Source organism: Citrobacter sp. R4 (genome assembly GCF_026719175.1).
In the GTDB taxonomy this organism is placed as follows: Bacteria; Pseudomonadota; Gammaproteobacteria; order Enterobacterales; family Enterobacteriaceae; genus Citrobacter_A; species Citrobacter_A sedlakii.
In genome coordinates this window covers 417,387-430,092 of the sequence record NZ_JAPPSU010000002.1, presented here as the reverse complement: position 1 = coordinate 430,092, position 12,706 = coordinate 417,387, and the positions used below count along the sequence as shown (strand labels likewise).

The 12,706-nt window shown below is 55.7% G+C and carries 12 protein-coding genes; 10 read left to right on the top strand and 2 right to left on the bottom strand.

The window, feature by feature from the left end; all coding sequences use genetic code 11:
* Nucleotides 1-10 precede the first annotated feature (10 nt).
* The 6 genes from yjjG (at nt 11) to OOJ60_RS07545 (ending at nt 5,650) form a co-directional block, all read left to right on the top strand.
* Nucleotides 11-688 carry a pyrimidine 5'-nucleotidase gene (gene yjjG / locus OOJ60_RS07570; protein WP_042292375.1) on the top strand — a complete coding sequence of 226 codons (678 nt, stop codon included), beginning with the start codon at nt 11-13 and terminating at the stop codon, nt 686-688.
* Between the two features lie 91 nt (nt 689-779).
* Nucleotides 780-2,369 carry a peptide chain release factor 3 gene (prfC, locus tag OOJ60_RS07565; protein ID WP_042292237.1) on the top strand — a complete coding sequence of 530 codons (1,590 nt, stop codon included), beginning with the start codon at nt 780-782 and terminating at the stop codon, nt 2,367-2,369.
* Between the two features lie 403 nt (nt 2,370-2,772).
* A complete protein-coding gene (gene osmY / locus OOJ60_RS07560) occupies nt 2,773-3,390 on the top strand; it encodes a molecular chaperone OsmY (RefSeq protein ID WP_042292235.1) in 618 nt (205 codons plus the stop codon).
* Between the two features lie 127 nt (nt 3,391-3,517).
* Nucleotides 3,518-3,679 (top strand): DUF1328 domain-containing protein, encoded by a 162-nt coding sequence (locus OOJ60_RS07555; protein ID WP_000490275.1) that lies wholly within the window; start codon nt 3,518-3,520, stop codon nt 3,677-3,679.
* A gap of 124 nt (nt 3,680-3,803) precedes the next feature.
* Entirely contained in the window at nt 3,804-4,877 is a 1,074-nt protein-coding gene (locus OOJ60_RS07550; RefSeq protein ID WP_060569488.1) for a patatin-like phospholipase family protein, read from the top strand.
* On the top strand, nt 4,874-5,650 hold the full coding sequence (locus OOJ60_RS07545; protein ID WP_042292231.1) for a metal-dependent hydrolase: 777 nt from the start codon (nt 4,874-4,876) through the stop codon (nt 5,648-5,650). The genes OOJ60_RS07550 and OOJ60_RS07545 overlap by 4 nt, the downstream gene beginning before the upstream one ends.
* 151 nt (nt 5,651-5,801) lie before the next feature.
* Here the strand turns inward: OOJ60_RS07545 and OOJ60_RS07540 are convergent, their stop codons facing one another.
* Both OOJ60_RS07540 and OOJ60_RS07535 read right to left on the bottom strand, forming a co-directional pair.
* Entirely contained in the window at nt 5,802-6,665 is an 864-nt protein-coding gene (locus OOJ60_RS07540; protein WP_205612335.1) for a YjjW family glycine radical enzyme activase, read from the bottom strand.
* Nucleotides 6,637-8,187 (bottom strand): YjjI family glycine radical enzyme, encoded by a 1,551-nt coding sequence (locus OOJ60_RS07535; protein ID WP_042292225.1) that lies wholly within the window; start codon nt 8,185-8,187, stop codon nt 6,637-6,639. The genes OOJ60_RS07540 and OOJ60_RS07535 overlap by 29 nt, the downstream gene beginning before the upstream one ends.
* Nucleotides 8,188-8,448: 261 nt before the next feature.
* Between OOJ60_RS07535 and deoC the strand changes: the two genes are divergently transcribed.
* The 4 genes from deoC (at nt 8,449) to deoD (ending at nt 12,686) form a co-directional block, all read left to right on the top strand.
* Nucleotides 8,449-9,228, top strand: a complete 780-nt coding sequence (gene deoC / locus OOJ60_RS07530; RefSeq protein WP_205612334.1) for a deoxyribose-phosphate aldolase — start codon at nt 8,449-8,451, stop codon at nt 9,226-9,228.
* A 55-nt stretch (nt 9,229-9,283) separates the two neighbouring features.
* On the top strand, nt 9,284-10,606 hold the full coding sequence (gene deoA, locus OOJ60_RS07525) for a thymidine phosphorylase (protein ID WP_205612333.1): 1,323 nt from the start codon (nt 9,284-9,286) through the stop codon (nt 10,604-10,606).
* A 51-nt stretch (nt 10,607-10,657) separates the two neighbouring features.
* Complete coding sequence (gene deoB, locus OOJ60_RS07520; protein WP_205612332.1) at nt 10,658-11,881, top strand: phosphopentomutase; 1,224 nt, start codon at nt 10,658-10,660, stop codon at nt 11,879-11,881.
* A gap of 82 nt (nt 11,882-11,963) precedes the next feature.
* The gene (gene deoD, locus OOJ60_RS07515) at nt 11,964-12,686 is read left to right on the top strand and encodes a purine-nucleoside phosphorylase (RefSeq protein ID WP_032643987.1); all 723 of its coding nucleotides are present in this window, start codon (nt 11,964-11,966) and stop codon (nt 12,684-12,686) included.
* Nucleotides 12,687-12,706 lie beyond the last annotated feature (20 nt).

The window sequence follows — 12,706 nt, the reverse complement described above, 5'->3', positions numbered from 1 at the left end:
AGGTGTAATGATGAAGTGGGACTGGATTTTCTTTGATGCCGACGAGACGCTGTTTACGTTTGACTCGTTTACCGGCTTACAGCGGATGTTTCTCGACTATAGCATTACCTTTACCGCTGAGGATTTTCAGGACTATCAGGCCGTCAATAAACCACTGTGGGTGGATTACCAAAACGGCGCGATCACCTCATTACAGCTTCAGCATGCCCGGTTTCAAAGCTGGGCGGAACGGCTCAACGTGGCGCCGGGGCAGCTTAATGACGCCTTTATAAATGCGATGGCGGAGATCTGCGCGCCGCTGCCAGGCGCTGTGTCGCTGCTTAATGCCCTGCGCGGCAATGCCCGGCTTGGCATCATCACCAACGGTTTTACCGCCCTGCAACAGATCCGTTTAGAGCGGACCGGTCTGCGCGATTATTTTGATTTGCTGGTCATCTCGGAAGAAGTTGGCGTGGCGAAGCCGGACCCGAAGATTTTCGATTACGCGCTGGCGCAGGCCGGTAATCCGGACCGTTCCCGGGTACTGATGGTGGGCGATACCCCGGCATCTGATATCCTCGGCGGTATCAATGCCGGGCTGGCGACATGCTGGTTGAATGCGCATCATCGCGAGCAGCCAGAAGGCATACAACCGACCTGGACCGTGACGTCATTAGCCGAACTGGAGCAACTCCTGTGTAAACACTGATTGCCTCCCCCCCGTTGATGGGTAAAATAGCCGCAATTTTTCGTATTCAACATGCGCGGCGCGACGCCGCGCTTACCAAGAAGAATGAATTATGACGTTGTCTCCTTATTTGCAGGAGGTGGCCAAGCGCCGCACTTTTGCCATTATTTCTCACCCGGACGCCGGTAAAACCACCATCACCGAGAAGGTGCTGCTGTTCGGACAGGCTATCCAGACTGCGGGTACCGTTAAAGGCCGTGGTTCCAGCCAGCACGCGAAATCCGACTGGATGGAAATGGAAAAGCAGCGTGGTATCTCTATTACCACCTCAGTAATGCAGTTTCCGTATCACGACTGCCTGGTAAACCTGCTGGACACCCCGGGGCACGAAGACTTCTCGGAAGATACTTACCGCACGCTGACGGCGGTGGACTGCTGTCTGATGGTCATCGACGCCGCGAAAGGCGTCGAGGATCGTACGCGTAAGCTGATGGAGGTCACCCGTCTGCGCGATACGCCGATCCTGACCTTTATGAACAAGCTCGACCGCGACATCCGCGACCCGATGGAACTGCTGGACGAAGTTGAGAACGAGCTGAAAATTGGCTGTGCGCCGATCACCTGGCCGATCGGTTGCGGCAAGCTGTTCAAGGGGGTGTATCACCTCTATAAAGATGAAACTTATCTGTACCAGACAGGGAAAGGCCATACCATTCAGGAAGTGCGCATTGTTAAAGGGCTGAACAACCCGGATCTCGACGCCGCCGTGGGGGACGATCTGGCGCAGCAACTGCGCGATGAACTGGAACTGGTGCAGGGCGCGTCTAACGAATTCGACAAAGAACTGTTCCTCGCCGGGGAAATCACGCCGGTCTTCTTTGGTACCGCGCTGGGTAACTTTGGCGTTGACCACATGCTGGACGGTCTGGTGGAGTGGGCGCCTGCGCCGATGCCGCGCCAAACCGACACCCGCACCGTGGAAGCCAAAGAAGAGAAGTTCACTGGCTTTGTCTTTAAGATTCAGGCCAACATGGATCCGAAACACCGCGACCGCGTGGCGTTTATGCGCGTCGTTTCCGGAAAATATGAAAAAGGCATGAAAATGCGTCAGGTGCGCATCGGTAAAGACGTGGTGATTTCTGATGCGCTGACCTTCATGGCTGGCGATCGTTCACACGTTGAAGAAGCGTATCCGGGGGATATTCTTGGCCTGCATAACCACGGCACCATTCAGATCGGCGACACCTTTACTCAGGGTGAGATGATGAAGTTCACCGGTATCCCGAACTTCGCGCCGGAACTGTTCCGCCGTATCCGCCTCAAAGATCCGCTCAAGCAAAAACAGCTGTTGAAAGGGCTGGTCCAGCTGTCGGAAGAGGGCGCGGTGCAAGTGTTCCGCCCTATCGCCAACAACGATCTGATCGTCGGCGCGGTCGGTGTGCTGCAGTTTGACGTGGTGGTTGCGCGTCTGAAAAGCGAATACAACGTTGAAGCGATTTATGAATCCGTCAACGTGGCGACCGCTCGCTGGGTGGAATGCGCTGACGCGAAGAAGTTCGAAGAGTTTAAACGTAAAAATGAAGTTCAACTGGCGCTGGATGGCGGTGACAACCTCACCTACATTGCGCCAACGATGGTTAACCTCAACCTGACGCAGGAACGTTATCCTGATGTTCAGTTCCGTAAGACTCGCGAGCACTAATCTCCCTCTCAGAGCGCGGCAATGCTGCGCTCTGCCACTTTCCCTGCCTTTTTAGTCCCTTGCGGAATGTTCTTAAATCCCTCTCTTTTGCTTATGTTTGCCGATTTTTTGCGCAATTCCCCGCGCGATTTCAAAATTGTGATCTATATTTAACAAAGTGATGACATAAATATTGGCTTTAAATACCGTTCAATGCGTGAAGTGGAGTGCTTAAAGCTGATGTTGATTGTAGCCACGATATTAATAACTGAAACGGAAGGGCCTTCGACAGCACTGCTTCACACGTTGTGAATGTGACCGCTGCCATTGACTTCTGACTGGGTGATGTTTTGTCACCCCATTCAGCAATGCAACCCCGTGTTGCCGGAGCTCAAATTACGAGCAAACATACAGGAATAGATCGATGACTATGACAAGACTGAAGATTTCTAAAACTCTGCTGGCCGTAATGCTGACGTCTGCTGTGGCGACGGGTTCTGCATATGCAGAAAACGCTACCATGGACAAAGCGCAAGCCGGGGCCGAAAGCGCAGGGCAAAAAGTCGATAGCTCTATGAATAAAGTCGGTAATTTCATGGATGACAGCGCCATTACCGCAAAAGTAAAAGCGGCACTGGTGGATCATGAAAATATTAAGAGCACCGATATTTCTGTCAAAACCGATCAGAAAGTGGTGACCCTGAGCGGCTTCGTCGAAAGTCAGGCACAGGCTGAAGAAGCCGTGAAAGTGGCGAAAGGCGTGGAAGGCGTGACCTCGGTGAGCGACAAACTGCACGTTCGCGACGGTAAAGAGAGTTCAGTGAAAGGCTATGCCGGTGATACGGCAACCACCAGTGAAATCAAAGCCAAACTGCTGGCGGATGACATTGTTCCTTCCCGAAAAGTGAAAGTGGAAACCACCGATGGTGTTGTCCAGCTTTCCGGAACCGTAGAGTCGCAGGCGCAAATCGATCGCGCTGAGAGCATCGCAAAAGCCGTTGATGGCGTGAAAAGCGTCAAGAACGATCTGAAAGCTCAGTAATTCTTCGTATTCGACCTCCTGACATTTGTCGGGAGGCGTAATGTGCACCACACTAAAAATATCGCGAATGAGTAGCCTGAGCGCTCATAACAAGCGGTCGACATTAACTATGGTAAAGGAGAAGCTTATGTTTCGTTGGGGCATTATATTTCTGGTTATCGCGTTAATTGCCGCCGCTCTGGGATTTGGTGGACTGGCAGGTACAGCTGCAGGCGCAGCGAAAATTGTTTTCGTCGTCGGTATCATCCTGTTCCTGGTCAGCCTGTTTATGGGCCGTAAACGACCCTAGCGCGTGAAAGCGTAACGCTTACTTGCAACGAAGCCAGTCCAGTGGACTGGCTTTTTCTGTTTTCGCCGCGGTCAATTTGCGTTACTTTGGCTCCCTTAAGCATAACAATAACAGGAAGGCAGAGGTGGGGCAGCGTATACCCGTCACGCTCGGCAATATTGCGCCGTTGTCATTAAGACCGTTCAAGCCGGGCCGCCTGGCGCTGGTGTGTGAAGGCGGAGGACAGCGCGGCATCTTTACCGCAGGCGTGCTGGATGAATTTATGCGCGCGCAGTTTAATCCGTTCGATCTCTACTACGGCACCTCCGCAGGCGCGCAAAATCTTTCAGCCTACCTCTGTAATCAACCTGGCTATGGGCGCAAAGTCATCATGCGTTACACCACGCGCAAAGAATTTTTTGATCCGTTGCGCTTTGTGCGTGGAGGCAATCTTATCGATCTTGACTGGCTGGTGGAGGCGACCGCCAGCCAGATGCCGCTGCAAATGGATACCGCCGCCCGGCTGTTCGACAGCGGCAAACATTTTTATATGTGCGCCTGCCGTGGCGACGACTATACGCCCGGTTACTTCACGCCGACGAAGCAGAACTGGCTGGATATCATTCGCGCGTCGAGCGCAATCCCCGGTTTTTATCGCACCGGGGTGTCGCTGGAAGGAGTCAGCTACCTGGACGGTGGGATTAGCGATGCGATCCCGGTTCGCGAAGCAGTGAAACAAGGGGCGCAAACGGTGGTGGTGATCCGCACCGTGCCGTCGCAAATGTATTACACGCCGCAATGGTTCAAGCGCATGGAGCGCTGGCTGGGCGAGAGCAGCCTGCAGCCGCTGGTGAATCTGGTGCAGCATCATGAGGCAAGTTACACCGACATCCAGCGTTTCATTGAAAAGCCGCCGGGCAGGATCCGTCTTTTTGAAATTTATCCGCCGAAGCCATTAAAAAGCATGGCGTTGGGCAGCCGCATTCCGGCGTTGCGCGAAGATTATAAAGTCGGGCGGCTATGTGGCCGTTATTTTCTCGCCACGGTCGGTAAAATGCTGGCCGAAGAGCCGCCTTTGCTGCGGCATCTTCCGAAAATTGTCACGCCTGGCCCGGTGGTGGTGCCTCCCGCACCGGTCGCCAACGATACCCATGTGGCGGCGGTGTCAGCAGCGCCGCAGGCCAATGACACACTGTTTACTGATGAGGATCTGGCGTGAGTTTGCGTTTTATCGATACCCATTGTCACTTTGATTTTCCGCCGTTTACCGGCGATGAGCGCGCCAGCCTGCAGCGGGCTTGCGCAGCGGGTATTGAGAAGATCATTGTGCCAGCGACAGAGGCGGCCAATTTTGCCCGCGTACTGGCGCTGGCAGAACGCTTCGTACCGCTATACGCCGCGCTGGGGCTACACCCGATAGTGATCGAACAGCATGCGGATGACGGTCTGGAACGCTTACAGCAGGTTCTGGACGATCGTCCGGCAAAAGTGGTGGCGGTGGGAGAGATCGGCCTGGATCTGTTTCGCGACGACCCGCGGTTCGACAGGCAGGAACAGATCCTGGAGGCGCAGCTAAAGCTGGCAAAACGCTACGATCTGCCAGTGATCCTCCATTCCCGTCGTACCCATGACAAGCTGGCGATGCATCTGAAACGTCAGAACCTGCCGCGCACCGGCGTAGTCCACGGCTTTGCCGGCAGTTTTCAGCAAGCCGAGCGTTTTGTGCAACTGGGTTACCGGATTGGCGTCGGCGGCACGATCACCTATCCGCGCGCCAGCAAAACCCGCGACGTGATAGCGCAACTGCCGCTGACGGCGCTACTGCTGGAAACCGATGCCCCGGACATGCCGCTTAATGGTTTTCAGGGCCAGCCAAACCGCCCGGAACAGGCGGCTAAGGTGTTTGATGCGCTTTGCGAACTGCGCCCGGAACCTGCGGACGTGATCGCTGACGCGTTGTACCGCAATACCACGGCGTTGTTTGATGTGTAATATCGTTGTCGCTGCTCAGTGTTCAAATGTGCTGAAGAGGTAGAGAAGCACTTCCCGTAGGGTGAACGCAACCTGTTGCTGATGTGACAACGTTGAGAATATCCTGGAGCCAGATGCCGCACGCTATATGCTCCATGCGCCCCCGGCATATTCACAGATATAACGCAGGAAAGCGCAATTTTTCTACGCCGCGCTCGCGCAGGGCATCGGCCAGTTGCTCTACGTCCTCTGGCGTTGCGCTTGCCCATGTCCTGGCTTCGCCATGCGTCCCGTGCGCGTGAAAGGCGTTTAGCCTCACCGGCACATCGCCAAGCTGTCGGATGAACGCGGCGAGCACATCGACATGCTGCATATAATCCACCCGTCCCGGAATCACCAGCAGCCGCAGTTCCGCCAGCTTTCCACGCTCTGCCAGCCACACGATACTATGCTTAATCTGCGCGTTATTGCGACCGGTAAGCCGCTTGTGGCATTCGCTGCTCCAGGCTTTAAGGTCGAGCATCACGCCTTCACACACTGGCAGCAGTTTCAGCCAGCCGGTTTCGCTAAGCTGCCCGTTGCTGTCCACCAGGCAACTCAGCGATGCCAGTTGCGGATCGCCTTTCATCGCGGTGAACAGTTCAAGGATAAACGGCAGTTGGGTCGTGGCTTCGCCGCCGCTAACGGTAATGCCTTCAATAAACGGCGCGGCCTTGCGGATGTGGGTCAGCATCTGGTCAACGCTCATGCTCTGCGCCATCGGCGTCGCCTGTTGCGGACACATCTTCAGACAGGTGTCGCACTGCTGGCAATGCTCGGCGTGCCAGATGACTTTTCCGTCGCTGACGCTCAGCGCCTGGTGTGGGCACTGCGCCACGCACTCGCCGCAGTGGTTACAGCGTCCCATCGTCCATGGATTGTGGCAGTTTTTACAGCGCAGATTACAGCCCTGTAAAAACAGGGCCAGACGACTTCCGGGCCCGTCAACGCAGGAGAAGGGGATCAGCTTACTGACTGAAGCGCATCTGCTGTTCATGACCGATCACCCGGGGTTGTCGTTCCAGAATACGCGTATTGCGCGCGGCCTCTTCACCCAGCCAGGTGGTATTGGTACGGGAACCTTCAGCGCGATACTTTTTCAGATCCGACAGGCGCACCATGTAGCCAGTCACCCGGACCAGATCGTTGCCGCTGACGTTAGCGGTAAATTCGCGCATCCCGGCCTTAAACGCGCCGAGGCACAACTGCACCAGCGCCTGTGGATTGCGTTTGATGGTTTCGTCCAGGGTCAGTATGTCGCTGATCCCGGAATGATAATGGACGTGATGCGGCGCGACGGCTTGCAGATGGCTGATCGGGTCCGGCTCGTCGCCATAGGGCAGACGCGCGCCCGGCGTGGTGCCAACGTCAGAGCTAATCCCTGACTGTGCATGCAGCATTGCGCGCTGCTTCCAGCCATATTTTACCGGCGTATTCTCGACAAATTCCGCCAGTTGAGCGCTGATGCGATAGCCCAGTTCGTTAGCCGCTTCCGCTTTTCCGTAGCGCGCACGCATGCCCGCTTTTTCGCACAGCAGGTTTACCGCTTCCGCCAGACCGTACATACCGAACATGGGCACAAAACGTTGTGGATCGATCAGTCCTTCCTGCACGAGGAAGCTATTCTCAAAGAAATGTGATTTTTCATAGAGGAATTCACATCGGGCATCAATGATGGCGATTTGCTGGCGGCAATAGTAAGGAAGCGCATTTGTGAAGAAGTCATCAACAGAGCTGCTGCGCTCCGCCACGGCCTTCAGGTTAAGACGCACCAGCGTGCTGCCGCCGCCTCCAAGCGGCAGCGAGTTGTAACAGCTCACCACGCCGTACTGCCCTTTTGTGAAAATTTTATCATTCGCCGGGCCATTGGAAATATGCGGCTTACTGCATTCACAAATGTTTTCTGCCACCGCCAACAGCAGATTGTCCGGGGTGACGTCTGGATCGTAGATAAAGGTCAGATTTGGCGCAACCTGCTTTAGCTCTGCGTCAGCACGTAAAATCGCCCGGGTAATGGGAGTATCGGCAGGACCGATATTGGCATGCATAAACGCGTCTGGCAGGGTTCGGTCGAGATAACGCCAGAAACGTTTTATTCGAATATCGATCGCGTCTTGTGTTAGAATTTTAACATATGGTTGCAACAGCGCATCAAGCTGACCGAGGTAAACCGGCATGGAGGTTACCGACGGCACATGATGATAAAGAATGGTCAGTAACGACAGCGCATCGTCCAGATCCTGCGCGCCTTCCAGTTCCAGCCAGGCGGAGCCATTGCGCAGAAAACGGGCGTAATCGGGGAGCACATAGCGGGGCTTGAACGGCGCGTGGCCTTCAAACATATCGCAAATGACCCCGTCGTCCAGCGCCTGGCGCGCCCCGGCGGGCAGCGCGGGATAAGGCAAATTGTTTTCGGCCTCCAGCGCCAGAAAGTGCCGTTTTTGCTCCGGGCTCAGCACCGGGCTGGTGACGATTTGCTGGCAGCGCTGTTGCAGCGCGGTTTCGTTGCTCGTGGTCATCGTGATTCCTTTTTATGCCGAAGGGCGTGCGGGCATTGTAGAAAGAAGCGCTGACGCGGCTTTTGATCCTGATGCGCCTGTGCGAAGAAGATCGCGGCAGAAGAGGTCATTTATTTGAATTTGATCTCATTACAGTAATGCAAATTTGTACGTAGTTTTCATTAACTGTGATGTATATCGAAGTGTAATCGCGGGTGGATGTTAGAATACTAACAAACCCGCAAGGTGAGAATTGATACGGCGATGCCGTTGGAGAATGTTATGAGCGATTTAACAGCAAGCAGCCTGCGTGCCCTGAAACTGATGGATTTGACAACCCTGAATGACGATGACACCAATGAAAAAGTGATCGCGTTGTGTCATCAGGCGAAAACCCCGGTCGGCAACACCGCCGCCATCTGCATCTATCCGCGTTTCATTCCCATTGCGCGTAAGGCCCTGAAAGAGCAGGGCACCCCGGAGATCCGCATCGCGACCGTCACCAACTTCCCGCACGGCAACGACGACATTGAGATCGCCGTGGCGGAAACCCGCGCCGCGATCGCGTATGGCGCAGACGAAGTTGACGTGGTGTTCCCATACCGCGCGCTGATCGCCGGTAATGAGCAGGTCGGCTTTGATTTGGTGAAAGCCTGTAAAGACGCGTGCGCGGCGGCAAACGTGCTGCTGAAAGTGATCATCGAAACCGGTGAACTGAAAGAAGAGGCGCTGATCCGTAAAGCGTCTGAAATCGCTATTAAAGCCGGTGCTGATTTCATTAAAACCTCTACCGGTAAAGTGCCGGTCAACGCAACCCCGGAAAGCGCGCGCATCATGATGGAAGTCATCCGTGATATGGGCGTTGAAAAAACCGTGGGCTTTAAACCTGCGGGCGGCGTACGTACGGCGGAAGACGCGCAGAAATTTCTGGCGATTGCCGACGAACTGTTTGGCGCTGAGTGGGCGGATTCCCGTCACTACCGCTTCGGCGCGTCGAGCCTGCTGGCCAGCCTGCTGAAAGCGCTGGGTCACGGCGACGGTAAGAGCGCAAGCAGCTACTAAGATTTGAATTGCCGGGCGACGCGTAGCGAGCCCGGCCTGGTTTGAGGAGGTTACCGTGTTTCTCGCACAAGAAATTATTCGTAAAAAACGTGATGGTCTTGCCCTGAGCGACGAAGAGATCCGCTTCTTTATCAACGGCATTCGTGACAACACCGTCTCTGAAGGACAGATTGCTGCCCTGGCGATGACCATTTTCTTCCACGATATGTCGATGCCTGAGCGCGTGTCGCTGACCATGGCGATGCGAGATTCAGGAACCGTTCTGGACTGGAAAAGCCTCAACCTTAACGGCCCGATTGTGGATAAACACTCCACCGGCGGCGTGGGTGACGTGACGTCGCTGATGCTCGGTCCTATGGTGGCAGCCTGCGGCGGCTACATTCCGATGATCTCCGGGCGCGGCCTGGGCCATACCGGCGGTACGCTCGACAAGTTGGAAGCCATTCCGGGCTTCGATATCTTCCCGGATGACAACCGCTTCCGCGAAATTATTAAAGACGTTGGCGTGGCGATTATCGGCCAGACCAGCTCTCTGGCGCCGGCAGACAAGCGTTTCTACGCGACCCGCGATATCACCGCAACCGTTGACTCCATCCCGCTGATCACCGCCTCGATTCTTGCCAAAAAACTGGCGGAAGGTCTGGACGCGCTGGTGATGGATGTGAAGGTGGGCAGCGGCGCGTTTATGCCAACCTATGAACTCTCTGAGGCGCTGGCCGAAGCGATCGTTGGCGTCTCCAACGGCGCGGGCGTGCGCACCACCGCACTGCTGACGGACATGAACCAGGTGCTGGCTTCCAGCGCCGGTAACGCTGTCGAAGTGCGTGAAGCCGTGCAGTTCCTGACGGGCGAGTATCGCAACCCGCGCCTGTTCGACGTGACTATGGCGCTGTGCGTGGAGATGCTGATCTCCGGCAAGCTTGCCAAAGACGATACGGAAGCCCGCGTGAAGCTCCAGGCGGTGCTGGACAACGGCAAAGCGGCGGAAATTTTTGGCCGCATGGTGGCGGCGCAGAAAGGTCCGACCGACTTCGTGGAAAATTACGCGAAATACCTGCCAACCGCGATGCTCAGCAAAGCGGTGTATGCCGATAGCGAAGGCTTCGTCAGCGCGATGGATACCCGCGCGCTCGGCATGGCGGTGGTCTCGATGGGCGGCGGTCGTCGTCAGGCATCCGACACCATTGATTACAGCGTCGGCTTCACCGATATGGTCCGTCTGGGCGACAGCGTTGATGGCCAACGTCCGCTGGCGGTGATTCATGCCAAAGATGAAACCAGCTGGCAGGATGCGGCGAAAGCGGTCAAAGCGGCAATTATCCTTGACGACAACGCGCCTGAAATTACACCAACGGTCTATCGTCGTATTACCGAATAGCGGTATACTGATCTGATCGCTTTTTTACAGCGCAGATGTATGGAGAACATTATGAAACGTGCATTTATTATGGTGCTGGACTCCTTTGGTATTGGTGCAACGGAAGATGCCGATCGCTTTGGCGATGTGGGCGCCGATACTCTGGGACACATCGCAGAAGCCTGTGCTAAAGGCGAAGCGGATAACGGTCGCAAAGGCCCGTTGAATTTACCGAACCTGACCCGCCTGGGTCTGGTGAAAGCCCATGAAGGCTCAACCGGAAAAATCGCGGCCGGAATGGACGCGAATGCGGAAGTCATTGGCGCTTACGCCTGGGCACACGAACTTTCCTCCGGTAAAGATACGCCGTCTGGTCACTGGGAAATCGCCGGAGTACCGGTGTTGTTCGACTGGGGCTACTTCACGGATCACGAGAACAGCTTCCCGCAGGAACTGCTCGACAAGCTGGTGAAGCGCGCCAATCTGCCGGGCTACCTCGGTAACTGCCACTCTTCCGGTACGGTGATCCTGGACCAGCTCGGGGAAGAGCACATGAAAACCGGCAAGCCGATTTTCTACACCTCTGCTGACTCCGTGTTCCAGATCGCCTGCCACGAAGAGACGTTTGGTCTGGATAAACTCTACGAGCTGTGCGAAATCGCCCGTGAAGAGCTGACCGAAGGCGGCTACAACATTGGCCGCGTGATCGCGCGTCCGTTTATCGGCGACAAAGCGGGTAACTTCCAGCGTACCGGCAACCGTCACGACCTGGCCGTTGAGCCTCCAGCCCCCACCGTGCTGCAAAAACTGGTCGACGAGAAGGGCGGTCAGGTAGTGTCTGTGGGTAAAATCGCGGATATCTACGCTAACTGCGGCATCACCAAAAAAGTGAAAGCGACCGGTCTGGACGCGCTGTTCGACGCGACCGTCAAAGAGATGAAAGACGCGGGTGACAACACGATTGTCTTCACCAACTTTGTGGACTTCGACTCCTCCTGGGGCCACCGTCGCGACGTCGCAGGCTACGCTGCGGGTCTGGAACTGTTTGACCGCCGCCTGCCGGAGCTGATGGAGCTGGTGGGTGAAGATGACATTCTGATCCTGACCGCGGATCACGGCTGTGACCCAACCTGGACCGGCACCGACCACACCCGCGAGCATATTCCGGTGCTGGTGTACGGCCCGAAAGTGAAACCGGGTTCGCTGGGCCACCGTGACACCTTCGCAGACATCGGCCAGACCATTGCGAAATACTTTGGCACGTCTGACATGGAATATGGCAAGGCTATGTTCTGAATGACAAGGGGTGCGGCCTGATGCCCTCACCCCAACCCTCTCCCACAGGGAGAGGGAGAATTTAAATGAAAAGGAACTGAAGATGGCAACTCCTCACATTAATGCAGAAATGGGTGATTTCGCTGACGTCGTATTGATGCCTGGCGACCCGCTGCGCGCGAAGCACATTGCAGAAACCTTCCTTGAAGACGTGCGTGAAGTGAACAACGTTCGCGGCATGCTGGGCTTCACCGGTACCTATAAAGGCCGCAAAATTTCCGTTATGGGCCACGGCATGGGTATCCCATCCTGCTCCATCTACACCAAAGAGCTGATCACCGATTTCGGCGTGAAGAAAATCATCCGCGTCGGCTCCTGCGGCGCGGTGCGCATGGACGTTAAGCTGCGCGATATCGTTATCGGTATGGGTGCCTGCACCGATTCGAAAGTTAACCGCATGCGTTTTAAAGATCATGACTTCGCCGCGATTGCGGACTTCGGCATGGTGCGTGACGCGGTTGACGCGGCAAAAGCGCTGGGCGTTGAGGCGCGCGTAGGTAACATCTTCTCTGCTGACCTGTTCTACGCACCAGACGGCGGCGAGATGTTCGACGTGATGGAAAAATACGGCATCCTGGGCGTGGAAATGGAAGCGGCAGGTATCTACGGCGTCGCGGCTGAGTTTGGCGCGAAAGCGCTGACCATCTGCACCGTGTCTGACCACATCCGTACCCATGAACAGACCACGGCTGCCGAGCGTCAGACCACCTTCAACGACATGATCAAAATCGCGCTGGAATCCGTTCTTCTGGGCGACAAAGCGTAATCATTTTCCCACCCTCTCCC

What these genes read in the sequence shown, in the direction of transcription:
- deoB (WP_205612332.1), top strand. Translation starts at nt 10,658, where the DNA reads ATGAAACGTGCATTTATTATGGTGCTGGACTCCTTTGGTATTGGTGCA.
- prfC (WP_042292237.1), top strand. Translation starts at nt 780, where the DNA reads ATGACGTTGTCTCCTTATTTGCAGGAGGTGGCCAAGCGCCGCACTTTT.
- osmY (WP_042292235.1), top strand. Translation starts at nt 2,773, where the DNA reads ATGACTATGACAAGACTGAAGATTTCTAAAACTCTGCTGGCCGTAATG.
- OOJ60_RS07535 (WP_042292225.1), bottom strand. Translation starts at nt 8,187, where the DNA reads ATGACCACGAGCAACGAAACCGCGCTGCAACAGCGCTGCCAGCAAATC.
- yjjG (WP_042292375.1), top strand. Translation starts at nt 11, where the DNA reads ATGAAGTGGGACTGGATTTTCTTTGATGCCGACGAGACGCTGTTTACG.
- deoD (WP_032643987.1), top strand. Translation starts at nt 11,964, where the DNA reads ATGGCAACTCCTCACATTAATGCAGAAATGGGTGATTTCGCTGACGTC.
- deoC (WP_205612334.1), top strand. Translation starts at nt 8,449, where the DNA reads ATGAGCGATTTAACAGCAAGCAGCCTGCGTGCCCTGAAACTGATGGAT.
- OOJ60_RS07540 (WP_205612335.1), bottom strand. Translation starts at nt 6,665, where the DNA reads ATGAACAGCAGATGCGCTTCAGTCAGTAAGCTGATCCCCTTCTCCTGC.
- OOJ60_RS07555 (WP_000490275.1), top strand. Translation starts at nt 3,518, where the DNA reads ATGTTTCGTTGGGGCATTATATTTCTGGTTATCGCGTTAATTGCCGCC.